We start from the raw sequence: 24,667 nt of genomic DNA, 5'->3' as shown, positions 1-24,667 counted from the left end.
AAAAGTCAAGTCCTTGTTTATGTGTAAAAGATAATACAATGGTTTTCAAGTTAAAAATTATTACAAAATATTCCATTATAGATACATGTGAATGCCTAGGATCTATCTGAAGACTGTGGCGTGACCTAGAACTTCTTGTCCTCACATTTTTTCGGACCCATATCCATGAGTTAAATTCTCTGTATCCAGTGAAGGTTGTCAAGAGCGGGTTCCTCTTGACAACTTTCGCTGGATGCAGGACACTCCATGGATGGATATGGTTCTGAACCTCCAACTTAAAGACTATATCTCTTATTTTTTGTACGTAATTGTTTGTCGTACTCCATGAGCACCGCACCAATTAATCGAAAAGCAGATTGATGGTTCGGGAAGATCCGTATCACTCTTTCTCTTCTTCGTACCTCCTGATTAAGTCGTTCTAGAGAATTGGTGCTTCGGATATGAACACGCACCTTACTTGGGAAATTCATGAATTGTAGGGAATCTTCGAATCCTTCATCTAGAATCTTTAACCCCTTTTGATACTTAGGATCCTCTGAGAAGCTGTCGAAAAGCTCTTGCTTCAATGTACGCGCCTCTTCTGGTGTATCTGCATCAAAAATACGTTTTAACAGTTTCCGCGCCTCTGTCGAGTCCTTTTTAGGAAATGTAGTGACGATATTCCGCTTAAAATGAACGTTGCAGCGTTGCCAAGAAGTACCGATAAATTCTCTTTCAATTGCCTTCACCAGTCCTTTATGAGCGTCAGAAATAGTTAGTTTTGGTGAGGATAAACCTCTAGATTTCAGCAGTTGAAAAAACTTACTCCAACTTTCAAAACTCTCTACATGATCAATATGTAACCCAATCACATACCGATATCCTTGATCGTCTAGTGCTGTGGCAATGTAGACAGCTTTTGACACCACTTTATTGTATTCACGCACCTTAATGTACATCGCATCCACAAAAAGATACTCAAATACAAATGTATTCAGCGGGCGATTCACCCACTCATTCACCAGCGGATCCAATTTACTAGTCAGAGAAGATACGAACGATTTCGAGACGTCTTCTCCACAAAGAGTCTGGACGATCGCTGAAACTTTCCGAGTGGATACTCCATTTACAAACATTTCAAGCATAGAAAGAACCATCGCTTGATCGCAGCGGGCATACTTTTCGAAGATGGAAGGTGAAAAATCTCCAAACCGGGTTCTTGGAACCCGTAACCTGATCTTCCCAATACTGATCATAAGATCTCGTTCGTAATAGCCATTGCGGTAGTCCGTGCGTTCGATGGACCGTTCGTGCGATTGAACCTGTAAATAATCATCACGTTCTTTTTCCATGAATTCATTTAACACAAGAACCATGGCAGATTTCATCACATCGTCTAAATTGGATTTCATTAAAGAGTCTTTTAAAGTATCCATATTTAAGTTAAAATTAAGCTGGGTCATATTTACCTCTCCTTAGATGTTTATCGTGGTTGAAAACATTGTATCATGAGGGTAAATATTGGCCCTTTTTCTTTTTACACAATTATATGGACTTTATCATAAAAAAGCTGCCTGGATGTAATTCCAGGCAGCTTCATGTCAGCTAAATATATTAATCGTCGTGATGATAATCGGCATCGATACGACATCGATTAGGAATGCACCAACGATCGGTACAATTAAGAATGCTTTACGCGAAGGACCATAACGGCTGGTGACTGCGGCCATATTCGCCATCGCATTCGGTGTTGCACCAAGTCCGTGGCCTGCAAAACCCGCGATCATTACTGCTGCATCGTAATCTTTGCCGAGTAGACGGAACAAGACGAAAATCGAAAAGAGCACGACGAATATGACTTGCACGAAAACGATGATCAGCAATGGCAATGCTAAATCAGCGACTTCCCATAGCTTGATGCTCATGAGTGCCATTGATAAGAAAATCCCCAGCGATACATCGCCGATCAAATTGATACTCTTCATGTGCACAGCATCTTCTTTAACGCGGTCAACGACATTACGTACGATAACCGCAACAAACATCGCACCCACGTAGCCAGGCATGACAAAACCGGTCGCATCGGAGAACAGATCGCCGATGAACGTACCGCCTGCGATACAGAGCGTAATCAACAAAACTTGGGTCAAGAAGTTATCCGTGTGGATCGGTTCCTCAAGTGCCTCTGGAGAATATGCTTCCTCATGCTCGGTTTCCGTTGACTTCAAGTCATACTTGTTAATCAAGTATTTGACGATTGGACCACCGATCAGACCGCCCGCTACGAGTCCGAATGTAGCGGCTGCAATCCCGACGGACAGGGCCGAATCAATTCCGAGACTTTCAAGCGTTTCTCCGTAGGCTGTCGCACCGCCGTGACCGCCTTCCATCGAAACGGCTCCTGCCATCATTCCGATAAGCGGATGCAGATTAAACAGATAGGACATCGATACACCGATCGCGTTTTGAGCCAACGCCAAAAAACTACAGGCGACCCAATAAATGATCAGCAGTTTTCCGCCGAGACGAATAAGGCGGAAACTTGCACCTAAACCGACTGTAGTGAAGAACGTCAGCATGAATAGGTTTTGCAAAGATGTGTCTAATTTGAAGCTCACCAAATCGAAATACTTCAAAATAGTCGCTAAAAGGGCAAAAAGTAACCCGCCTACAACAGGGGCGGGTATACAGAATTTTTGGAGAACTCTGACTTTACGTACGAGGAGAGTTCCTATTGTCAGTAAAGCTAATGCCAGAAAAAGCGTAGTAATTTGATTTAACTCAAACGTCATGTGTTTCTTCCTCCCATCAATGCAACGATTGCTTCATTTGTTAAGTAGGCGCCCAGTTTGACCGTCTGATTGTGATGATCAAGTGCTGGATTTATTTCTGAGATGTCGAATGAAAGGGTTTTCTCGTGGGAAGCTACGGTTTGAATAAATGTTCGTACAATGAGCGGATCCAATCCAAATGGAGAAGGAGCACTCACACCTGGAGCTACTGCCGAATTCAATACATCTGAGCATAATGTTAACAAAACATAGTCCTGTTTATCAATGAAAAAACTGATTTTCTGCAAAGTTTCGTCCAATATACCTGATGTGATATCTTGTTCTAATACATAGGTTACACCTTTAGCATCAGCTTCATTAAATAGAATGTCAGTATTGCCAAACTCCTGAATACCGAGCACCAAGTATTCCACGTTTTGATCCGAATCGAGCATTTGCTTGAACATCGTGCCGGAAGAAGGCTGTTCTTCGTAGCTGCGCAAGTCAAAATGCGCATCGATATTTATTACACCAAGTTTTTTGTCGGGACCAATGAATTCGCGGACACCTAAGTAATGGCCGTAAGCAGTTTCATGACCACCGCCTAAAATAACGGGTTTACTCTGTTTTGACAGGCTGTCGCATACGGTAGCACCGAGCTCAGCCTGGGCCTGTTCAAGCTGATTGCCTTCACATACGACGGTGCCTGCGTCTATCAACTGACAGTCAGCTGGCATGCGCCAAGGCAGTTTTGCAAGCTCGCTGCGCAGAGCATTCGGGCCTTCTGCAGCACCCAGTCTGCCATTATTTCGACGTACACCTTCTTCAGATGAAAATCCAATTAATGTACAAGTTCTATTGGAAACGCTTTCCTTTGGAGCGGAAAGCTGTACAATTTGATGCATGCGAAATGCGGCTCTCTCCGTTTCGCTATCTGTCCGGCCTGACCAGAATTTTTCATTTGTTTGAATTAACAATATACTTCATCCTTTCAAGCATGATACTCTATATTGTAATGCTTTATATTTCGTAACTCTAATACTTCTTATTTATGGATTCATGCCTGAAAGTTATAGATAAGACAAAATTAGCGAGTTGTCGGTCATGGGAAAGGAAGTGAACATATGAATAAATTTTTATTTGGATTTCTGGTTATTGTGACGACAGCGCTGATGGGTTCGTCGTTTGCCGTCGGTAAAATCGGTCTCGAATATTCCTCACCGCTATTACTGGTGGCGCTTCGCTTTACAATTGCCGGCGTGATTATGGCGATTGTCGTCAAGATTTTGAAGAAGCCGCACCCTAAAAAGCTTGGAGAGTGGAAGTGGCTCGTCCTGATCGGCTCACTGCAGACGGCTGCCGTTATGGGCTGTATCTTTATCGCCTTGCGGACCATCACGTCTGGTGAAACATCTATATTGACGTTTACGAATCCTCTGCTGGTTGTCGTCATCGGCACACTTGTATTGCGCATACGCTATCGGCTGCAGCAATGGATCGGCGTAATCTGTGGACTTTTCGGCGTTTTCATTACGATGGGAGCGCATCTCGACCTGAGGATCGGGACAGTGCTGGGTTTTATGTCGGCTATTGCCTGGGCGTGCTCGACATTGATTGTCAAACTACACGGCTATCGTTTTGATACATGGGTGATGACCGCTTATCAGATGCTGTTCGGTGGTTTGATTCTATTTATCGCGAGCTTTTTATTGGAAGAACCATTCTTTGAAATGAATGCATTATCCCTTGGTATACTGGCCTGGTTGGCAATTGCGGCTTCAATTATTCAATTCTCAATTTGGTTTTATTTGCTGCAGACCGGCAATCCTGAGAGAACAAGTGCTTTTTTATTTCTGGCACCGTTTTTCGGCACGCTGAGCGGCTGGGTGCTGCTGGATGAAAAGCTATCCTATTCGCTGATTACAGGAGGACTGTTGATCAGCCTGGGTATATTCCTCGTTAATTGGCGAAGTAAACGGGAGCTCAGCCGGCTGCTTGTGTGAAACGCTCCATTCTGCCAGTTTTCTGCAAAAAAATAGCCCTGCAGACTGCTGCAAGGCATGTTGAGGGTTACATCACCGTATAATTTTTATGTGCGACAACAGTCATATTGGATGCTGCTCCAATTTGTTCTGCGTCTGAATCAGAAATCTTAACAATGACGGAGTTTTCGAGAATCTTGTGAATCGTTCCGGAAACCTCGTGTTCATTGCGGTTGAAGGAAATGACTTCATCTACATATCTTGAGGCCACGAAATCGGAAATCGGACGATCTTTGCGCGGAAATGCCAATCGAATCAACTCCTTCAGTAGTAATATCTCGTCAGTTTCACATGTTGCAGCGAAAAGACGGAAGACGTACAATAGCTTACTATAAGTAGTATAACATATATCGGGAAAAATTTCAGAATAGTAGAAACCTGTCGAATGGTAGGTGACTTCATATTGACATTAGATATAGCATATAGAGTCATGCAGTTGATTTGACAATATACCTCGTGGGGTATAATCTGGAGGTAATAAAAGGGCGGTGAAACTTATGGAATACGATGATAAAGTGAAGAATCGTTTGAAGCGTATTGATGGGCAGATTAAAGGTGTGCTGCGTATGATGGAAGAGGGCAAGGACTGTAAAGAAGTCATTACACAGCTGTCTGCAAGCCGTTCAGCCATTGACCGCACAATCGGCGTAATTGTCAGTTCCAATTTAATTGCGTGCATGGAAAACTTGGATGAAACAGACGACAAAACACATGAATCAATTATTAGCGAAGCGGTGGAATTGCTGGTAAAGAGTCGATAAGCATTTGTGCTTGACTCTTTTTTTATTCATTGCATTATACCCCGTTATGTATATAGAGTGGCGAGTTGAGAGTAAACGTTTGAACAGAAGAAATCAGTAAACGCAGTAATCAGTAGTGACTATGATAAAGCATTCGGCATGATACTACCTAGAGGTACTGGCGCCTGGAACTTGAAATATTTTTGCTAAAAGAGAGTAATCTTTCTAGTTGACTTTATACCCCTAGGGGTATAAAGTGTGAATAGTAACTGCAACGAAGAAGTTGACCAAATGATTACGAAGCGAAAACAAAAAGCCTTATTTAAGAGAGAGAAGGCTAATTGCGAGGGATTTTACGTCTCGTGGGAGAAGGAAAGAAATGTAAAGATTTCATTCCCGACATTCTTCTGCTCGTGCTGGTAAATCGTATAATCAGCGTCATCGTAAGTAGAATGTTAATAATACTCAAATCCATGAAACTGTAAATGTACTACTATGGAAAAGTCGCTAAAAGCAAGCGCTTAATATTGTTCAAAATAGAGTACCAATAGTATAGGTATTTAAAGGGAGACGAATATGGAAAAGAAAAGAACAACGATCGTTTTATTTAGCGGAGATTATGACAAGGCAATGGCAGCTTATATAATTGCTAATGGAGCGGCGGCTTATGATCATGAAGTAACCATCTTCCATACATTCTGGGGTATCAACGTCCTGCGTAAACAAGAGCCGGTAGTAGTGAAGAAAGGCATTCTTGAAAAATTGTTTGCCAAAATGATGCCGCGAGGGGCGGAACAGCTGGGCTTATCGAATATGCATATGGCTGGTATGGGACCAAAAATGATTAAACATGTAGTGACCAAGCACAATGCCCTAACGTTAACGCAACTAATTGACATGGCGCAGGAGCAAGAGGTTAAAATTGTGACATGTACAATGACAATGGATTTATTAGGCCTACAACAAGAAGAATTAGTAGATGGAATTGAATATGCTGGTGTGGCTGCTTATCTAGCTGACGCAGAGGATGGGAATGTGAATTTATTTATCTAGGAGGAGTAATGATGAAAGAAATTACAGCAAAAGCACTTCAAGAAAAAATAACAGCTGGTGAGCAAGTAAATGTAATCGATGTTCGTGAGGCAGCAGAAGTCTCAGAAGGTCATATCCCTGGTATTAACAATATTCCCCTGGGATTACTTGAATTTCGTATGCATGAATTAGATAAAAGTAAGCCCTACATCATGGTTTGCCGTTCGGGTGCCAGAAGTGGTCAAGCTACCAACTTTTTAACATCACATGGTTATGACGTAACAAACATGGTCGGCGGTATGTTGGATTGGGCTGGAGACGTACAATAAATTTTTAACTAAAAATATACCCCGTGTGGTATGAGGAGGAAGACCGTTGGTAGTAAAAGCAGATGTGCAACTAGATGCAAAGGGTTTAGCTTGTCCCATGCCGATCGTTAGAACAAAAAAAGCGATGAATGAGCTGGAAGAAGGTCAAGTATTAGAGGTACAAGCTACGGATAAAGGATCAAAAGCGGACTTAGCGGCTTGGGCAAAAACAGTGGGCCACCAATATATTGGGACATCGGAGGTAGGGGAAATTTTATTCCACTACATTCGTAAGTGCAATCCTGAGACGTCTGAGCAAGAGGAAAAAACATTTGAGGCAACCATTGCTAATGAAGAAATCGTAAATCGAGATGGACTTATTTTAGATGTCCGTGAAGCAGCAGAGTTCGCGTTTGGTCATGTGCCAGGTGCAAAATCCATACCAATGGGTGAATTAGAAATGCGCATGAAAGAACTGGATATGAATCAAGAGATTTACGTCATTTGTCGTACAGGTACGCGTTCTGATATGGCGGCCAAGACACTGGCTAAAGCCGGCTTCACAAAAGTATATAATGTTCTGCCTGGTATGACGGGCTGGACAGGCGAATTATCAAAAGAACTGTAATGGAGGAAATATCATGTCAAAAAAAGTAGCAATTATCGCATCAAACGGTGGATTATTCGACGCTTATAAAGTATTCAATATTGCAACAGCAGCAGCAGCTTCAGAGAAAGAAGTGGAAATTTTCTTCACATTTGAAGGCTTAAACTTAATTCATAAACAAGGCATGCAAGCATTAGAAATGCCGGCAGGGAGAGAACATTTCGCTGAAGGTTTTGCGAAAGCACAAATACCAACTATCCCCGAATTAGTGGAAATGGCGCAGGAGCTTGGTGTGAAATTCATTGCTTGTCAAATGACGATGGATGTGATGGGCTTAACTGAAGCTGATCTTGTAGAAGATATTGAAGTAGGCGGAGCTGTGACGTTCTTAGAATTTGCAAAAGACGCAGCACCAACATTAACGTTCTAACTTGCTTGTTTGGAGGGGTGATCCTCTCTGCCAAGAAAAAATTTTACACAATTATATACCTATGGGGGTAATTAGTGATGACAGTAAACATGTGGAAAGCGGCAGATGTAGCCCGAAAAGTAATCGATAATAAGGAATTATTCATTTTAGACGTACGTAACGCAGATGCATTTGAAGACTGGAAAATTGAAGGGCATCAATTCGATTACTTAAATATCCCGTATTTCGAGCTTTTAGACGGTGTAGAAGAAATTTTACCTCGAATTCCAACTGACAAAGACGTGTTAGTGGTTTGTGCCAAGGAAGGTTCATCCGTTATGGTAGCAGAAATGTTATCAGACGCGGGTCTAACGGTTGGCTACCTTGAAGGTGGCATGAAATCCTGGTCCATGTACTTAGAGCCGATTAAAGTAGGTGACCTAGCGGATGGGGGCGAGTTATACCAATTCGTGCGCTTGGGCAAAGGATGTCTATCTTATATGGTAGTTTCAGGAGACGAAGCAGCCATTATTGACGCGGTTCGATTCACAGAGGTCTTTACGAAGTTTGCGGAAGAAAAGAATATTACCATCAAACACGTATTTGATACGCACTTACACGCGGATCACATTTCAGGCGGACGTGCGATTGCTGCAGCAACGGGTGCAACGTATTATTTACCACCAAAAGATGCAGAAGAAGTAGTATACGACTATACGCCACTTGAAGATGGCTTAACAGTAAAAGTCGGTACATCTCAAATTAACGTCGGCGCTGTATATTCACCAGGTCATACAATTGGATCTACTTCATTCGTAGTAGACGGCAAATATCTTTTGACAGGTGATATCCTATTCATCGATTCGATCGGCCGTCCTGACTTAGCAGGTTTAGCAGAGGACTGGGTAGCAGATTTACGTGAATCATTATATGTTCGTTACCGTGCTTTAGCGGAAGACTTAATTGTTTGTCCGGCACACTTTATGATCATTGATGAATTAAATGAAGATGGTACTGTGGCTAAACGTTTAGGTGACTTATTTGCTGAAAACCACGGTTTAAATGTAGAAGACGAAAAGGTGTTCCGTTCAATGGTAACAGACAATTTACCACCGCAACCTCACGCATACCAAGAAATTCGCCATGTCAACATGGGTAAAATTATGCCTACGGATGAAGAACAAACGGAAATGGAAATTGGACCCAATCGTTGCGCAGTCCGTTAATCTAGTTACGGAAAAAGTATGCTTATACAAAAAAACATATTGAAAAGAGGACATAATCATGAACATTACAAAAACTTTAGATGCAAAAGGGTTAGCATGCCCAATGCCAATCGTACGTACAAAGAAAGCAATTGATACAATCCAGTCTGGGGAAATATTAGAAGTATTAACTACAGATAAGGGTTCGTTAAATGACATTAAAGCTTGGTCGGCAGCAGGGGGCCACACCGTTTTAGAACAAAAAGAAGAAGCGGGCGTACTGTACTTCTATATTCAAAAAGCATAAGACAATTAAATAACGAGTAGCGTGCATCTACTTGCCTTTCTTAATACAGAAAGAAGGAACGAACTATGGATTTACTATTTATACTTGTGATTTTTGGACTTGGATTTATCGGGTCATTTATTTCGGGCATGCTCGGAGTGGGTGGCTCGATTATTAAATACCCGATGCTGTTATACATTCCACAATTATTCGGATTAGCCGCATTTACAGCGCATGAAGTTTCAGGAATTAGTGCTGTACAGGTATTATTCGCTTCGATTGCAGGGGTTTGGGCCTATCGTAAAGGTGGCTATTTAAATAAATCACTCATTATCTACATGGGTGGGTCGATTCTAATCGGTAGCTTCATTGGTAGCTATGGTTCAAGGTTTTTATCGGAAGAGGGAGTCAACATTGTTTACGGAGTTCTCGCATTAATCGCGGCAGTGATGATGTTTATTCCGAAAAAGCAAGTCGATGATAAACCGCTGCATGAAGTAACGTTTAACAAGGGGTTAGCAGCTTCATTAGCTCTGATTGTCGGAGTTGGTTCAGGTATCGTAGGGGCAGCTGGTGGCTTTTTACTAGTGCCCATCATGCTTGTCGTCTTAAAAATTCCAACGCGAATGACGATTGCTACAAGTTTAGCTATTACCTTTATTTCATCGATTGGCAGCAGTTTCGGTAAACTGATGACGGGGCAAGTTGATTATTGGCCGGCATTTATTATGATTATCGCAAGTATCATCGCAGCACCACTAGGAGCAAAGATGGGGAAAGAGATGAATACGAAGGTGCTCCAAATCATTTTAGCTGTGCTGATTGGGGCAACGGCGATCAAAATTTGGGTCGACATTTTACTATAATTTTATACGCAAAAGGAGAAGATACACATGAGTTCAACAGTATTTTTAGATGCAAAGGCGCTGGCTTGTCCAATGCCTATCGTACGGGCGCGAAAAGCGATGAAAGATCTGCAGACAGGAGATATCCTCGAAGTTCATACGACTGATAAAGGGTCGGTCGCGGACTTTACTGCCTGGTCAGCGGCAAGTAACCATGTAATGAAAGACCAGCAACAAGAGGCAGATGTCTTTAAATTTTGGATTCAAAAAGGGTAAACTAAGCAAATAGAACAGGAAGAAGGAAGAAAGTCATGAGCTTACCATTCATCATCACGATCTTCCTCATTGGATTCGTCTGCTCATTTCTTTCCGGCATGATGGGTATGAGCAATTGTCAAATACCCTATGCTGTTATTTATTCCTGCCGTGCTAGGTTTTACTACTTTTTCACCGCATGAAGTATCAGGGATTACAGCGGTGGAAGTGTTCTTCTCTTCACTTTCGGGTGTATTAGCTTATCGAAATAGCAATTTAATCTTGAAGCCGCTTGTTTTGTACATGGGAATCAGTGTACTAACCGGAAGTGTTATCGGGGGAGCGGGTTCAAGCTATCTTTCTGAAGATGCCGTTAATATTGTTTATGGTGTGCTAGCTGTATTGGCAGCTATTATGATGTTCATTCCGAAAAAAGGGCTCGACGATCAGCCAATAGAAGAAATTACATTTACTAAATGGGTTGCTTCAATCGTTGCCTTTTTAGTGGGGTTAGCGGCTGGAATTGTCGGTGCCGGGGGCGCATTTATTCTAGTGCCGATTATGCTGGTCATATTGAAAATCCCGACGCGTGTGACGATTGCGACATCGTTGGCTATCACGCTATTGTCATCTGTAGGATCCGCTTCAGGAAAGATTTTTACCGGTCAAGTACCGTATATGCCTGCTCTAGTAATGATTACGGCAAGTATCCTGGCGGTCATGATCATGGGATCTGCGATCAAAATCTGGATAGATATATTTTAGAAAAAATGGTTATTTCCAAAGATTCTATTAATAATTCTTGCAATAGCAGAAAATTAGCTTTATACTATTTTTCAAGATGGAAAATGAATAGACGAACTCTTATCAAGAGCGGCGGAGGGATTAGGCCCTGTGATGCCCGGCAACCGGCTTAATAAGCAAAGGTGCTACTTCCTACAGACTGTTTTATCAGTTTGGAAGATAAGGGAGGAATACGCGAATTCTTGCGGGACCCCTCTTCTTATTTAGGAAGAGAGGCCCCGTTTTTGTATATTCAGACGCTTTTCATTGTCTAGCTGCAGAGGGCAGCTGCTCGGGACGTTTCGGTCTTGTCGAAAAGGTGAAGACCGCACCTTGTCGTCAAGCCTTCCAACGCCTGTCGCAGCAAACCGCCCTCTTTCGCTTTTCATTGTCTAGCTGCAGAGGGCAGCTGCTCGGACGTTTCAGTCTTGTCGAAAAGGTGAAGACTGCACCTTGTCGTCAAGCCTTCCAACGCCTGTCGCAGCACCCGGCCCTCTTTCGCTTTTCATTGTCCATTCACAGAAAATACATGTTGGAAGGGGAAATAGTAATGACGAATTTTCAGCCAGAAACAGTATTATTGCACGGAGGACAGCAACCTGATCCCGTAACCGGTTCACGTGCTTTGCCGATTCATCGTACGACTTCTTATGTATTCAGAGATACAGAACATGCACAGAATTTATTTGCTCTGCAAGAGGCGGGCAATATTTATACACGGATCACGAATCCGACAGTAGCCGTTTTTGAAGAGCGGATGGCGGAGCTTGAAGGAGGATCTGCTGCAGTGGCTTTATCTTCCGGAATGGCAGCCATTGCATTCTCTATCATGAATATCGCAGGCGCTGGAGATGAAATTGTAGCGGCAAGCAATCTATACGGCGGAACATACAATCTATTTGTCGTTACATTGCCGCGTTACGGCATCACAGTGAAATTCGTAGATGCATCCGATCCGAAGAATTTCGAAGCGGCGATTACAGATAAAACAAAAGCTTTATTTGCAGAAACTATCGGAAATCCAAGCCTGCAAGTGTTAGATATTGAAGCAGTAGCAAAAGTTGCGCATGATAACGGTCTGCCGCTACTAGTCGATAACACATTCCCGTCTCCATACGGTTTGAACCCGATTGAATTCGGAGCAGACGTGGTCATTCACTCTGCAACGAAATGGATTGGTGGACACGGAACGACAATTGGCGGAGTAGCGGTTGACGCGGGGAAATTTGACTGGACGCAGGGCAGATTCCCTGGATTCACGGAGCCTGATAATTCCTATCACGGATTGCGTTACGGAATTGACACAGCCGGCGCTGCATTTGCGACGAAGCTGCGTGTTCAGTTATTGCGTGATTTTGGGCCTTGTCTAGCACCTGATAGTGCATTCAACTTATTACAGGGACTGGAAACGCTTCATTTGCGTGTTCCTCGTCATAATGAAAACGCACAGAAAGTAGCCAATTTCCTGAAAGAACATCCGGGGGTAGAGTGGGTGACCTATACAGGACTGGAAGATCATCCGACACATGATCTCGCTCAGAAGTATTTGAAAAACGGATACGGATCAATTATCGTATTCGGCATCAAAGGCGGACGTGATGCAGGTCGTGAAGTAATTGATAACGTAAAAGTCTGGTCGCATGTTGCGAACGTAGGTGATGCGAAGTCGTTGATCATTCATCCGGCATCGACTACTCACCAGCAACTTTCTGCAGAGGACCTAAAGAACTCTGGTGTAAGTGAAGAGTTGATTCGTCTGTCTGTAGGATTGGAATCTGCAGATGATATTATTGCAGATCTGAAGCAGGCAATTGAGAAAGCTGTTAAGCAACCCGCATAATAAATAAAGAGGAGAACCATTTCAACTGCGGAATGGTTCTCCTCTTTTTTACGGCCTATTAATCCTCTTACGTTCTTCTTTCAACGATTTGAACAAGGAAACAATCATCATAATCAAAATGACGGAAAATGGTAGGGCTGCGATGATAATGACGTTTTGCAGTGCACCCAGACCGCCAACGAATAGCAGAATAATCGCTATAGATGACTGAATGATTCCCCAAACAATCTTCAGATTATTAGGTGGTGTCAACGATCCGTGGGAGGATTGCATACCAAGTACGAAGGTAGCTGAATCCGCGGATGTGATGAAAAATGAAATGATCAGCAAAACCGCAATCATGGAAATGGCGAATGACCACGGCAATCCGCTGAACATCTCAAAAATCGCCAACTCTGATGCCTTTGAAGCTAAATCAATAACGCCGGCTCTTTGAGTCTCGATTGCTGTCGTGCCAAACGCTGCGAACCAAATGGCACTCAATACTGTCGGCACAACTAGCACGCCGATCATGAATTCACGGATAGTCCGGCCTTTCGAGACACGCGCAATGAACATACCGACGAACGGTGACCAGGCTATCCACCAAGCCCAATAGAAAAGTGTCCAGTCGTTTAGCCATGAACGATTTTCTGGAGTCAGCGGCGCTGTCCGGAAGCTCATCCTGATCAGATTCTCTAAATAGCCGCCAATGGAATCCGTGAACATATTGAAAATCAGCAGTGTAGGACCGAGTGCAATGACGAAAAACAATAACGCGAGCGCCAGAACCATATTGGTGTTGGATAAAATTCGAATACCTTTACCCAGTCCGCTCCAAGCGGAGATTAAGAACAATACCGTTACAATCGCAATGATGACCAGCTGCGAAATGAAACCGACAGGGATGCCGAATAAGTAATGAAGCCCCGCATTAATCTGCACCGCCCCGAAGCCGAGCGAGGTAGCGACGCCGAATACTGTAGCGAAAATGGCGAATACGTCAATAACTGTTCCAAGGTGCCCATCTACTTTATTACCGAAGATCGGACGCAAGGTAGCGGATACTAACCCCGGCTGTCCTTTGCGGAACTGGAAATATGCAAGCGCGAGAGCAGTCATACCGTAAACAGCCCACGCATGGAAACCCCAGTGAAAAAATGTTGCCCGCATCGCTTCTTTATAAGCAGCTTTCGTTTCAGGAGCAGCGGTAGAAGGGGCAACTGCATAATGAGATAAAGGTTCTGCAGCTCCGTAGAACACTAAACCAATACCCATGCCTGCAGAGAATAGCATCGCAAGCCACGAAACCATGGAGAACTGTGGCCGGTCACTGTCTTTTCCTAAGCGTATTCTGCCAAGTGGGCTGAATATTAGAAAGACGGAAACAAAAAACAGCATGGAGACAGTCAGTAAATAATACCAGCCGAATGAATCTGCAATGAAGTTTTTGGCGGCTGTTGTAATTTCTTCAAAATGCTTTGGTGCAATTACGCCGTATCCAACAGCCAGGATGACGGCGGCAAGCGTAATATAAAATGTGTTAGATATCTTTTTCATATATCCTCCTGATCTGAATTACTTATGATAAACTGCTGGCATGAAATAGCCTGACTCAGCTACAGCAGATTATTGCGCATATACACTTGATTTTACCCAAGAATCACAAGTTACAAACGGCAACTCAGTTAGACAGCATAGTAAATTTCATTAAATAAAAAACAGAAGGAGTGTACCTCCAGTCTGTTCTGATCATAAACTTTAAATTAACCTAGCAAAATTCAATCGTTTATTCAGCGCCTTCATCACTGGAATTCCGATCGCCATGACAGCAAACTCTCCGATTGCCACGTAAAGCCAAGTTAGAAGAAACGGCAGGTGCAGCACGATATTTAATTCCCAGGCAATCAAGAACATCGTGGTGGTGAAAATGAATGTATTGAATACCATCCGCGCCATTGTATTAGAGACGTACCGGCAAAAAAGAATCGTCAGCGAAAGCGCGATGATAGATTGTCCCACACCAAATACGAGATCAATCGGTCCAAGCTCGGACAATAATAAATTGGAGACAAATACACCTACGACGATGCCGAAAATGTAACGGGGATTAAAAACGACCAGATGATTGAACATTTCAGATATCCGAAATTGAATATTAGTAAAGCCGAACGGAAGAATCGCCAGCGTGATAGCTGTATAGAGAGCTGCAATAATTCCGCTGATGGCCAGTGTTTTTACATTCATTGGGAAGACTCCTTTAAGAAAATATAGAAAACCTAGTACAGTATACACGAGTTAGGCCGATCGTTTCTACAGTAACGTTCTATTTCCATTGTTCACGTAATTATTCTAAGCGTCTGCGTGTTATACTATAGAAACAAACTTGATAAGGAGATGATTTTCATGCAATATTCACAGCCAAAAATGCTTCAGCTGGTAAAGGAAAGTCCTGAGTTGAACCGACAGTTAAAATCAATTATGAAAGAGCATGAACTGGAGAAGAGCTATGCTCTGAAAGCTCTGTATCATGCGGAAGTAAAAGACGGAGGTAAATATCAGCGGGATTATCAGGAATTGTGATGTGATTTCTGTAGTAGTACATTACCATTTCAAATATGAAGTCGGCTAACGCAATTTTATTGAAGAAGCCAATTCGCTAGATATTTATGGTTCTATAATAAAATAGACAATAAATCAGAAGGTTGATGAGTGGACATATTCATCAACCTTTTTTCCTATTCTTTTAAATAGTAAGAAATCTTATTTGACGCTGTGATATACTAGATTGAAAGTTTAATAGAATATTTTGGTTCTTTGTTTAATTTACAAAGATGAAAAAGGAAACAGGTGAAAATCCTGTACGGTCCGGCCACTGTAAATGGGGGACATCTTTAAAATTGCCACTGGTGAGTAACTGGGAAGGCGGAAGATGTGCTATTACCCATAAGTCAGGAGACTTGCAAAAATAACATGCGTAACGCCTTCCGGAGAAAGGTCTGCATAGTATATTGGATTATGTCCTTGATAAAATCTGCCTATACATAATGCCCTTGTCTCTTTTCGGAGGCGGGGGCTTTTTGTGTTCAATTAACGGCATCTAGGTGATGACAGCCTGACATTGATTCCATTCTTTGCGCGATTTGAATGGAAGGAAGTGGCGGGACGCGAAGTGGTGCTGCTCGCGATGCTTGCTGCGATTGCCGCAGTCGGCCGTGTGCCATTCGCAGGACTGCCGAGTGTCCAGCCTACTTCGTTTATCATCATTATGGCGGGATTGGTGTTTGGCGCGGAATCCGGCTTTATTGTTGGCGCCGTTGCTGCAATTGTCTCAAACTTCTTCCTTGGACAAGGTCCGTGGACGCCCTGGCAGATGTATGCATGGGGCATGATGGGGATGAGTGCGGGATTTTTGCACAATACATGGTGGATGAAAAAACTGTGGGGGAAACTGATCTTCGGCTTCATCTGGGGCTATTTATTCGGTTGGTTTATGAATATGTGGATCATCGTCAGTAACATGGAAGCATTATCATGGGAGTTTTTCGCAGGTATCTACATTTCGAGTATTTACTTCGATTTGGCGCATGCGCTGTCGAATGTATTTTTCCTACTTGTGTTTGGCGCCAGTTGGATTAAGATTCTGCAGCGGATCCAGCGAAAGTATGGATTGCTTGAACAGCGAACTGAATAAAAAGAGTAGCCAAAACTGGCTACTCTTTTTATGTCCATTAACCACTGCGGCGGCTTACTTTGATTCAATAGTTTAATAAGTGGTATGATGTTAGAATGAATAATTAGAACCTCTTCTTAACTTGATATGTATTAAGTTTTATAAGAAGTAAGACTTTACGGTTATAGATAAAATTCGGAAAGAAAGATAAGAAGCTTGTAATCAGTTGAATTAAATGGGGTTAAAATGAGTATATAGGTTTATATAATTAATAATTTATTGGTAATTTAGACATAAATGTGTCTGTAAAAATAAAACAGATAAGTTAATTTTGTTTTGTGATCTGTATATATATGTTGTATAATGTAGAAGAATGGCGGATTATTTGAGTTTATTGGAAAGTGACTATATTTATAATTTGAATTTAGGAATAGAAGATAGTCATGCTTCAGGGAAATTTGGTCTTTGCTATTCGATTAGATTCTAAACTATTTGTCTAATACAAATTAAAAATCAGGTGGATGCCATGGACTTTGAGAAGTATTAATTGAGCAGGCATATTCAGTTTCATTTAAGAACTTATCGTAGTCATACCGCTGAGTACTTAATGAAACAATAATAATAATAATAATAATCTTGTTAAATTGTGAAGGAGTGATTGATGTGGCAATTGTTTTACAGAAGGGTCAAAGAATTGATTTAACAAAAGGTAATCCTGGACTTCGGAAGATTGTTGTTGGTCTTGGTTGGGATCCAATCCAGAAAAAAGCAGGCGGGTTACTTGGTGGTCTTTTTGGTGGCGGAGGCGGCGCGAATATGGATATAGACGCTTCAGTGATCATGCTTCAGGATGATAGGTTTGTAAGTAATGATAACCTGATTTACTTTGGTAACTTAAAAAGCAAATGTCGGAGTGTACTACACACTGGAGATAATATTACGGGTGAAGGTGACGGAGATGATGAGCAGGTGATTGTCGAGTTGAACAAAGTACCCGAAAAGATTAATAAACTTATTTTTGTTGTTAATATCTATGATTGTATTAAGCGAAAGCAAGATTTTGGACAAGTAGAAAACGCATATATCCGTGTTGTAAATTCAGCGAGTAATGAAGAATTACTAAAATTTAACCTATCTGAAAACTATTCAGGTTCAACAAGTTTGACGGTAGCTGAAATTTATCGTCATGGCAGTGAATGGAAGTTTGGCGCACTTGGAGCAGGTTCAACAGATCCAGGTCTCAGTGAAATCGTTAGACGTTTTAACTAAAATTAAAAACATTAGAGAAGAGGTTGGCTAAATGGCTATTTCACTAAGCAAAGGTCAAAAGGTTGATTTAACAAAAAGTAACCCTGGACTAACAAATATCACGGTTGGTGTGGGTTGGGATACAAATAAATATGACGGCGGAAAAGATTTCGACTTGGATTCATCTGTATTTTTATTAAACGCAACAGGAAAATGTGAAACAGAAAAGGACTTTGTCTTCTTCAATAATCTTGAAGGTGGAAATGGTTCGGTTGTTCACACTGGGGATAACTTGACAGGCGAAGGTGATGGGGATGATGAGCAAGTGAAAATCAGCTTATCTACTGTGCCGGGCACTATTGATAAAATTGCATTTACGATTACCATACATGAAGCAGAAGAACGTAACCAAAATTTCGGACAAGTATCGAATAGCTATGTGCGTATTGTTAACGATGCATCGGGCGAAGAGCTAATTCGCTATGACCTTGGTGAAGATTTCTCCATTGAAACCGCTGTTGTTGTAGGAGAGCTATATAGACACGGAAACGAGTGGAAGTTCAATGCAATTGGTAGTGGTTATCAAGGTGGATTGGCTTCGCTTGTGAAAGATTATGGTCTGCAGGCTTAATTTTAAATGTTATTTGAAGGCTTTACGTCATTATTGACGTGCTGGTTCCAATAAATGAACAGGAGTGATTCAGTTGGCAATTACATTATCCAAAGGTCAGAAAATAGATTTAACTAAAACAAATCCTGCGATGGTTAGAGGAGTTATTGGACTTGGCTGGGATACAAATAAGTATTCGGGCGGACAAGAGTTTGACTTAGATGCTTCAGCGTTCTTGGTGGATGCGAACAATCGCTGTCAGAATGATCATGATTTTATTTTCTATAACAACTTAGAACATCCAAGCGGTGCTTTATTGCATACGGGCGATAATCGTACAGGGGAAGGTGACGGCGACGATGAGCAGGTAATTGTTGATTTCTCTAAAATACCTGCTTACGTTGATCGGATTGGCATTACGGTAACCATACATGACGCGGAGTCGCGAAGCCAGAACTTCGGCCAGGTATCGAATGCTTTTGTTCGATTGACGGATGAAGCAACAGGTGAAGAACTGCTTAGATTTGATCTGGGTGAAGACTTCTCAATTGAAACGGCTGTTGTGTTCTGTGAATTGTACAGACATGGTAACGAGTGGAAGTTTAATGCAATTGGCAGCGGGTTCTCGGGTGGCCTGGCAGCACTTTGCAAGAATTACGGATTGGAAGTTTAATATTTAATTTTATTTGATAATTTACGAGCTGCTAAAGGATAATTGTATCCTTTACTGTTTTAACAACAGGAGGAACAAATGGACATAATCAATGGAATATTAGATACGTATGCCGCTTTTTTTGACTGGGACATGTGGGCGCAAGTGTTAACCGATCCTGTTAGTTGGGGCTTGATTGGTACACTTATAATTCTTGAAGGATTATTATCAGCTGATAATGCACTTGTTCTTGCTGTTATGGTTAAACATTTACCGGATAAGCAACGGAAAAAAGCATTGTTCTACGGGTTACTGGGTGCCTATTTATTCCGCTTTCTTGCAATTGGTGTCGGTGTATTCCTCATTAAACTTTGGTGGGTCAAAATACTCGGTGCAGGCTATTTAGCTTGGTTGGCAATACAATACTTCATTCAGAAATCTCAGGGTGGAGACACAGAAGAAGAAATTGAAGATGTGAAAGCAAAAGGCGTATTAATCCGTATGTTTGGTACGTTCTGGGGAACAGTCATAGCCGTTGAGATTATGGATATCGCTTTCTCCGTTGATAGCGTCTTGGCCGCATTTGGTGTCAGTGAACAAATTTGGGTGCTTTTACTTGGTGGAATGCTCGGTGTCTTGATGATGCGTGGAATTGCAGGTGTGTTCTTAAGATTAATTGAACGTGTACCGGAATTAGAAACCACTGCGTATTTACTTATTGCGCTGATTGCAATAAAAATGGGTCTGAGTGTAATCGGATTTGATCTTGGTCACTTTACATTCTTTATCATTCTTATCGTTATGTTTATTGGGACATTTATTATCCACAATATTAACAATAAAAAGCCAGTCTATAATTAACAATAAAAAAGAAGGACGTGTCCTTCTTTTTTATTTACCCTTTTACCGAATAAACATTAGAAGTAGGTGACAGATTGAGGTATTTTAATGACTTTTCGACAGAACATAAAAAAGTTCTATTCTATAGCCAACCAAAAACTATTACAAAAAGAACGGATAAAAATTTGTTGTCCTATAGTCTAGGCGCTGTTTTGTATATGCCGGCGACACGATTAGATATAGCGGACTTGATTATTTCTACCAAATTCAAAGAGCTTGTGACATTAGTCATTTGTTTAGAGGACGCAGTCGGAGATTTAGAGGTAGAGCGAGCAGAAAAACTTCTTATTACACATATGAAAAATGTAAGTACTGCAATCACTGACGGCAGACTGACTGAAGAAATGACGCCGCTCATTTTTGTGCGCGTAAGAACAGCCGAACAAATGGCGGATATCGCTGAGAGGCTTGGCGATTCGCTCAATCATCTAGTTGGTTTTGTGTTTCCTAAGTTTTCATCGGAAAATGCACAAGACTTTCTATCGGAACTTCATCGTATAAATGAACAGGCAGAAACGGTTCTCTATGGCATGCCGATTCTTGAATCCCGACATGTATTGTATAAAGAACTTCGTATGGATGAGTTATTAAAACTAAAGAAGATTGTGGATCGCTATGCGGACAGTGTGTTGAATATTCGAATTGGTGCTACCGATTTGTGCGGTTTGTATGGGTTGAGACGTGATAGTGAAACGACGGTGTATGAAATTTCTATTGTTAATGAACTCATCACAGATATTGTCAATATTTTCAGTAGAGAACCAGAGGGGTATGTGGTATCAGGTCCTGTATGGGAACATTTTGCGTCAACCGATCGTGTATTGAAACCACAGTTACGCCAGACTCCGTTTCAAGAGCAATTTGGTTCAGAGGGAATTCTGCTTAGAAAAGAATTGATTCGCAAAGATTTTGACGGATTAATACGAGAAACGTTGTTGGATAAAGCAAACGGTTTGGTAGGGAAAACAATCATCCATCCAACACATCTATTGCCAGTTCAAGCATTACATGTAATATCAAAAGAAGAGTATTTGGATGCCCTGAGCATCGTCAATCAAGCAAATGGTGAAAAAGGCGTGTTCAAAAGCGAATTTAATAATAAAATGAACGAGATTAAGCCGCATTTAAACTGGGCAAAGAAAGTATTAATTAAGTCAGATATATACGGGGTGTATAATGAAAGCAACACATTCATCGATTTATTATCCGAAAAAGTACACACATGAAATCGGCGACTCCATGAAAGTGGAAGTACAAATAGATGCGAATCCATTGGGTTTATCATTAGAAACAATGTATGAGATGGCAGCGCGTATTAATAAAAAGCGTTCATTTCTATTTGTAAGCAAAGTACTGGGTAAACATATTCCCCTTCGACCCCATGTGCCTTTACTGGCGTCTGCATTACTCGCGGCTTGTTACTATGAAGAGAAGACAGCGACACAAGTGGCAGGTAAAGGTGTCTTGGTTGATGCTTTGATGGATACATCAGAAGGTAAATTGAAAAAGGCCTATTCGATTGTACAAAGTTGGCATTTTGGACTTGGAGAGCCAGGCGTGTTCATCGGATTTGCTGAGACTGCAACAGCACTTGGACACGGCGTTTTTGATTGCTTTTCAGATGCCGTATATATTCATTCAACTAGAGAAGTACTGGTCGATCAAGAAGTAACGTTGTTTTTTGAAGAAGAGCATTCTCACGCAACAGATCAGCGCTGCTATGTACCCGAACAGTATCTTGCAAATGAACACACCATATGCCTGGTGGATGATGAAATTACAACAGGCAAGACAGCGTTAAATATAATTGAATCTATTCAAAAACATTTTCCTCGAAAGAATTATGTTGTGTTATCGCTTTTGGATTGGCGCAGTGAAGAGGATTGCCGGAAACTGAAAGTATTTGAGCAAACACACGGCGTGAGTATTCAAACGTTTTCGCTACTGTCTGGTACGATCCAGGTTGAAGGAATACCAGATTTACCTTCAGCAACTAAAATTGAAGTGCCTGCTGAAAAGGTCAATTATCATACGATTAATCTCTCCTCGTTCCCTGCTCCATTTGAGAATAAGTCTTATGTATCTGTTGATGCGCTTGGCATTTTAAATAATGCACCTTATTCCCCGCTGACTGGAAGATTCGGTCTAACATCAGCTGCTAATGAACGGGTGGAAAACTACTGCGAACAAATAGGGAGTCATTTACAGACATTGCGAAAGGGCAAGAATACTCTATGTCTTGGAACAGGAGAATTCATGCATATACCGATGAAAGTTGCTGTCTATATGGGCGAAAGTGTATCTTTTCATTCCACAACACGTAGTCCGATCTTTCCGATGGATCAAGAAGGTTATCCTATAAGAAGCTGTTTCAGTTTTGAAAGTCCGGAAAATCTTGCGATTATGAATTACGCTTATAATATTACAGAAAAAGAATATGATGAAGTATTTCTGCTCTTCGAACGGCATATAGAAGCTGGCAGACTGGAGCCAATGTTACAACAGTTCAGTAGAATACCTGTTATTCACATTGTATTTTTTAGTTGAAAGGAATGGTTGTGTGCTGCAAAAAAAAGTACAAATGCTCACAGGTAGTTATGCGTCCGATGATGTCATTTTTTTATTAAAAGATCTTTCAGGTATTCATATTGAGAAAAGTTTGAATGAACGGGAGCAAGCCATTCAAAAGGGTGTTCATTATTCGGAAATGCTGCCTGTTGAATATGAACCATCTGCAGAGTATTTGGAGCTTTTCTATGAATCTCTACATTTATACAAACAAAAAGTAGCGGTGGCAGTTGGAACGGTTGCTGAACTTATAATCGAGAAGAAGGGACAAGATATCGTATTAGTTTCATTAGCAAGAGCAGGTACGCCAATCGGTATTCTTATCAAGCGATATCTTCAAATGAAATATAATCTGAGCGTACCTCACTATAGCATTTCCATTATTCGCGGGCGTGGCTTGGATGAAAATGCGATGATGCATATTGTGAATGCGCATCCTGAAAAACAAATTACTTTTATAGACGGCTGGACTGGAAAAGGGGCAATTTCTAGAGAACTTACGGAGTCGGTAAATATTTTCAATGAAAAACACGGCGATGTTCTGGATGATGAATTGGCTGTTTTGGCTGACCCGGGGCATTGTTCCTCTTTGTTTGGTACACGTGAAGATTTTTTAATACCAAGTGCTTGCTTGAATTCAACGGTATCTGGCTTAGTCAGCCGTACGGTCTTAAATAGTCAGTGGATTGGTGAAACGGATTTTCATGGAGCGAAAGTATACAATGAACTTCAAGACGAGGATGTATCCAATTATCATATTGATGAAATTGTATCTGAATTTGAAGCAGCCGTTCCGCTGGTTGCAGAAGCAAAACTTGTATTGAAAGAATCGGATATGACTCCTACTTGGAAAGGGTTGCATTCCATCCAATCTATTCAGGAAAATTTTGGTATTACAGATATAAACCTTGTTAAACCGGGCGTAGGTGAAACAACGCGTGTTTTATTGCGTCGGGTCCCGTGGAAGATTCTTGTGAAAGACATAGATAATCCGCGTTTAAAACATATTATTCAGTTGGCAAAAGAAAGACAAGTAGCTGTGGAGGTTTATGATCAAATGTCTTATACTTGTTGTGGACTTATTAAACCATTGGAGCCAAGCGTATGATGTTTGCAAGTGATTTAGATCGGACGCTGATTTATTCGCATAAGTTTTTTGAATCGGAACAAATTAGCGGGCATGTGCGCAATGTTGAAAAACTTAATGGTAAAGAAATCTCTTTTATGACAGAAAAAGCAATCGTTCTCTTACAAGAGTTAGCAAAGGAAATGATGTTCGTTCCTGTAACAACGAGGACAATCGAACAATATAATCGCGTCACACTGTTTCAGCACGAAATCCGCCCATTCTATGCGATTACATGTAACGGCGGAGTAGTATTGGAAAACGGTGAAGTTGATCGGTATTGGCAAGATCATATCAAGAATAAAATAAAGAACGGTGCAATTTCCGTAGAAGATGTCAAACGTAAAATAGAGGAAACATCAGACGCGTCGTGGCTGAAATCGATTCGTGTAGTGGATCAGTTTTTTGTTTATCTTGTGATAAATACTGAGTTAACTCCACACGAGCTGATGGGATATTATTCGAAATGGGCGGCAGAGCATGGGTGGATCTTTTCTTTACAGGGCAGAAAGGTGTATTTCATTCCATCGTTTATAAATAAATGGGATGCAACTCGATATGTGGCTGATAAAGAGGGGAAAAGTAGAGTCTATACAGCGGGGGACTCCAATTTGGATGTTTGCTTGATTGAGCAGGCGGACTTTGGAATAATTCCTCGGCACGGTGAAGCGGCTGTGGATTTCAGTCATCTAGAATTGACAAAGAAAACAGGTGTTTTAGCGTCGGAAGAAATTATTGAAACGATTCTTTCGAAGCGACGGAATTTAATTATGACTCACCGTTAACTAGATCTGCCCGACCTCCTTCCA

27 protein-coding genes, 1 pseudogene and 2 riboswitches are annotated in these 24,667 nt (G+C 41.5%); of the genes and pseudogenes, 22 read left to right on the top strand and 6 right to left on the bottom strand.

Annotation, left to right across the window (positions count from 1 at the left end; genetic code table 11):
* Positions 1 to 275: 275 nt before the first annotated feature.
* The 3 genes from Q1J64_RS02870 to hutG all read right to left on the bottom strand — a co-directional run bounded on the left by Q1J64_RS02870 (position 276) and on the right by hutG (position 3,727).
* The gene (locus Q1J64_RS02870) at positions 276 to 1,442 is read right to left on the bottom strand and encodes an IS256 family transposase (RefSeq protein WP_301107587.1); all 1,167 of its coding nucleotides are present in this window, start codon (positions 1,440 to 1,442) and stop codon (positions 276 to 278) included.
* Between the two features lie 138 nt (positions 1,443 to 1,580).
* The gene (gene gltS / locus Q1J64_RS02865; protein ID WP_301107586.1) at positions 1,581 to 2,771 is read right to left on the bottom strand and encodes a sodium/glutamate symporter; all 1,191 of its coding nucleotides are present in this window, start codon (positions 2,769 to 2,771) and stop codon (positions 1,581 to 1,583) included.
* Complete coding sequence (gene hutG, locus Q1J64_RS02860; protein ID WP_301107585.1) at positions 2,768 to 3,727, bottom strand: formimidoylglutamase; 960 nt, start codon at positions 3,725 to 3,727, stop codon at positions 2,768 to 2,770. The genes gltS and hutG overlap by 4 nt, the downstream gene beginning before the upstream one ends.
* Positions 3,728 to 3,874: 147 nt before the next feature.
* Between hutG and Q1J64_RS02855 the strand changes: the two genes are divergently transcribed.
* Positions 3,875 to 4,753, top strand: a complete 879-nt coding sequence (locus Q1J64_RS02855; RefSeq protein WP_301107584.1) for a DMT family transporter — start codon at positions 3,875 to 3,877, stop codon at positions 4,751 to 4,753.
* 67 nt (positions 4,754 to 4,820) lie between these two features.
* On the opposite strand, the gene Q1J64_RS02850 is transcribed toward Q1J64_RS02855, so the two are convergent.
* On the bottom strand, positions 4,821 to 5,042 hold the full coding sequence (locus Q1J64_RS02850) for a DUF2187 family protein (protein ID WP_301107583.1): 222 nt from the start codon (positions 5,040 to 5,042) through the stop codon (positions 4,821 to 4,823).
* 247 nt (positions 5,043 to 5,289) lie between these two features.
* Here Q1J64_RS02850 and Q1J64_RS02845 point away from each other — a divergent pair, with 247 nt between their 5' ends.
* The 11 genes and pseudogenes from Q1J64_RS02845 (at position 5,290) to Q1J64_RS02795 (ending at position 13,102) form a co-directional block, all read left to right on the top strand.
* Complete coding sequence (locus Q1J64_RS02845; RefSeq protein ID WP_301107582.1) at positions 5,290 to 5,553, top strand: metal-sensitive transcriptional regulator; 264 nt, start codon at positions 5,290 to 5,292, stop codon at positions 5,551 to 5,553.
* A 555-nt stretch (positions 5,554 to 6,108) separates the two neighbouring features.
* Positions 6,109 to 6,585, top strand: coding sequence for a DsrE/DsrF/DrsH-like family protein (locus Q1J64_RS02840; protein WP_301107581.1), 477 nt, complete (start codon positions 6,109 to 6,111; stop codon positions 6,583 to 6,585).
* Between the two features lie 11 nt (positions 6,586 to 6,596).
* The gene (locus Q1J64_RS02835; protein ID WP_301107580.1) at positions 6,597 to 6,893 is read left to right on the top strand and encodes a rhodanese-like domain-containing protein; all 297 of its coding nucleotides are present in this window, start codon (positions 6,597 to 6,599) and stop codon (positions 6,891 to 6,893) included.
* Positions 6,894 to 6,939: 46 nt separating this feature from the next.
* The gene (locus Q1J64_RS02830; RefSeq protein WP_301107579.1) at positions 6,940 to 7,500 is read left to right on the top strand and encodes a sulfurtransferase TusA family protein; all 561 of its coding nucleotides are present in this window, start codon (positions 6,940 to 6,942) and stop codon (positions 7,498 to 7,500) included.
* Positions 7,501 to 7,513: 13 nt separating this feature from the next.
* Complete coding sequence (locus Q1J64_RS02825; protein WP_301107578.1) at positions 7,514 to 7,909, top strand: DsrE/DsrF/DrsH-like family protein; 396 nt, start codon at positions 7,514 to 7,516, stop codon at positions 7,907 to 7,909.
* Between the two features lie 77 nt (positions 7,910 to 7,986).
* Positions 7,987 to 9,114 carry an MBL fold metallo-hydrolase gene (locus Q1J64_RS02820; RefSeq protein WP_301107577.1) on the top strand — a complete coding sequence of 376 codons (1,128 nt, stop codon included), beginning with the start codon at positions 7,987 to 7,989 and terminating at the stop codon, positions 9,112 to 9,114.
* 58 nt (positions 9,115 to 9,172) lie between these two features.
* The gene (locus Q1J64_RS02815) at positions 9,173 to 9,400 is read left to right on the top strand and encodes a sulfurtransferase TusA family protein (protein WP_301107576.1); all 228 of its coding nucleotides are present in this window, start codon (positions 9,173 to 9,175) and stop codon (positions 9,398 to 9,400) included.
* 65 nt (positions 9,401 to 9,465) lie between these two features.
* Positions 9,466 to 10,245 carry a sulfite exporter TauE/SafE family protein gene (locus Q1J64_RS02810; RefSeq protein WP_301107575.1) on the top strand — a complete coding sequence of 260 codons (780 nt, stop codon included), beginning with the start codon at positions 9,466 to 9,468 and terminating at the stop codon, positions 10,243 to 10,245.
* A gap of 27 nt (positions 10,246 to 10,272) precedes the next feature.
* The gene (locus Q1J64_RS02805) at positions 10,273 to 10,500 is read left to right on the top strand and encodes a sulfurtransferase TusA family protein (protein WP_301107574.1); all 228 of its coding nucleotides are present in this window, start codon (positions 10,273 to 10,275) and stop codon (positions 10,498 to 10,500) included.
* A gap of 35 nt (positions 10,501 to 10,535) precedes the next feature.
* Positions 10,536 to 11,244: pseudogene (locus Q1J64_RS02800) on the top strand (sulfite exporter TauE/SafE family protein).
* Between the two features lie 96 nt (positions 11,245 to 11,340).
* Positions 11,341 to 11,449, top strand: a riboswitch (SAM riboswitch).
* A 363-nt stretch (positions 11,450 to 11,812) separates the two neighbouring features.
* Complete coding sequence (locus Q1J64_RS02795) at positions 11,813 to 13,102, top strand: O-acetylhomoserine aminocarboxypropyltransferase/cysteine synthase family protein (protein WP_301107573.1); 1,290 nt, start codon at positions 11,813 to 11,815, stop codon at positions 13,100 to 13,102.
* Between the two features lie 48 nt (positions 13,103 to 13,150).
* On the opposite strand, the gene Q1J64_RS02790 is transcribed toward Q1J64_RS02795, so the two are convergent.
* A complete protein-coding gene (locus Q1J64_RS02790; RefSeq protein WP_301107572.1) occupies positions 13,151 to 14,641 on the bottom strand; it encodes a glycine betaine uptake BCCT transporter in 1,491 nt (496 codons plus the stop codon).
* Positions 14,642 to 14,842: 201 nt separating this feature from the next.
* Positions 14,843 to 15,328: a QueT transporter family protein gene (locus Q1J64_RS02785; protein ID WP_301107571.1), complete on the bottom strand. Its 486-nt coding sequence runs from the start codon at positions 15,326 to 15,328 to the stop codon at positions 14,843 to 14,845.
* 159 nt (positions 15,329 to 15,487) lie between these two features.
* Between Q1J64_RS02785 and Q1J64_RS02780 the strand changes: the two genes are divergently transcribed.
* The 10 genes from Q1J64_RS02780 (at position 15,488) to Q1J64_RS02735 (ending at position 24,643) form a co-directional block, all read left to right on the top strand.
* Positions 15,488 to 15,664: a phospholipase D-like domain-containing protein gene (locus tag Q1J64_RS02780; RefSeq protein WP_301107570.1), complete on the top strand. Its 177-nt coding sequence runs from the start codon at positions 15,488 to 15,490 to the stop codon at positions 15,662 to 15,664.
* Positions 15,665 to 15,874: 210 nt separating this feature from the next.
* Positions 15,875 to 16,063, top strand: a riboswitch (cobalamin riboswitch).
* Between the two features lie 139 nt (positions 16,064 to 16,202).
* Positions 16,203 to 16,775, top strand: coding sequence for an ECF transporter S component (locus tag Q1J64_RS02775; RefSeq protein WP_483315942.1), 573 nt, complete (start codon positions 16,203 to 16,205; stop codon positions 16,773 to 16,775).
* Positions 16,776 to 17,417: 642 nt separating this feature from the next.
* Entirely contained in the window at positions 17,418 to 18,023 is a 606-nt protein-coding gene (locus Q1J64_RS02770; RefSeq protein WP_301107569.1) for a TerD family protein, read from the top strand.
* A gap of 31 nt (positions 18,024 to 18,054) precedes the next feature.
* A complete protein-coding gene (locus tag Q1J64_RS02765; RefSeq protein ID WP_301107568.1) occupies positions 18,055 to 18,633 on the top strand; it encodes a TerD family protein in 579 nt (192 codons plus the stop codon).
* 73 nt (positions 18,634 to 18,706) lie between these two features.
* Positions 18,707 to 19,285: a TerD family protein gene (locus Q1J64_RS02760; protein ID WP_301107567.1), complete on the top strand. Its 579-nt coding sequence runs from the start codon at positions 18,707 to 18,709 to the stop codon at positions 19,283 to 19,285.
* Positions 19,286 to 19,363: 78 nt separating this feature from the next.
* Positions 19,364 to 20,125, top strand: a complete 762-nt coding sequence (locus tag Q1J64_RS02755) for a TerC family protein (RefSeq protein WP_301107566.1) — start codon at positions 19,364 to 19,366, stop codon at positions 20,123 to 20,125.
* A 74-nt stretch (positions 20,126 to 20,199) separates the two neighbouring features.
* Positions 20,200 to 21,390, top strand: coding sequence for an HpcH/HpaI aldolase/citrate lyase family protein (locus Q1J64_RS02750; RefSeq protein ID WP_301107565.1), 1,191 nt, complete (start codon positions 20,200 to 20,202; stop codon positions 21,388 to 21,390).
* The gene (locus Q1J64_RS02745; protein ID WP_301107564.1) at positions 21,341 to 22,711 is read left to right on the top strand and encodes a phosphoribosyltransferase family protein; all 1,371 of its coding nucleotides are present in this window, start codon (positions 21,341 to 21,343) and stop codon (positions 22,709 to 22,711) included. The genes Q1J64_RS02750 and Q1J64_RS02745 overlap by 50 nt, the downstream gene beginning before the upstream one ends.
* Positions 22,712 to 22,724: 13 nt before the next feature.
* Complete coding sequence (locus Q1J64_RS02740) at positions 22,725 to 23,840, top strand: cysteine protease StiP family protein (RefSeq protein ID WP_483315941.1); 1,116 nt, start codon at positions 22,725 to 22,727, stop codon at positions 23,838 to 23,840.
* Positions 23,837 to 24,643, top strand: coding sequence for an HAD hydrolase family protein (locus tag Q1J64_RS02735; protein ID WP_301107563.1), 807 nt, complete (start codon positions 23,837 to 23,839; stop codon positions 24,641 to 24,643). Before Q1J64_RS02740 ends, Q1J64_RS02735 begins: the two co-directional genes overlap by 4 nt.
* Positions 24,644 to 24,667 lie beyond the last annotated feature (24 nt).

Source organism: Sporosarcina sp. (genome assembly GCF_029257255.1).
Taxonomy (GTDB): Bacteria; Bacillota; Bacilli; order Bacillales_A; family Planococcaceae; genus Sporosarcina.
Note: the sequence above shows the minus strand (reverse complement) of the source record. Positions and strands in the feature narration are given on the sequence as shown.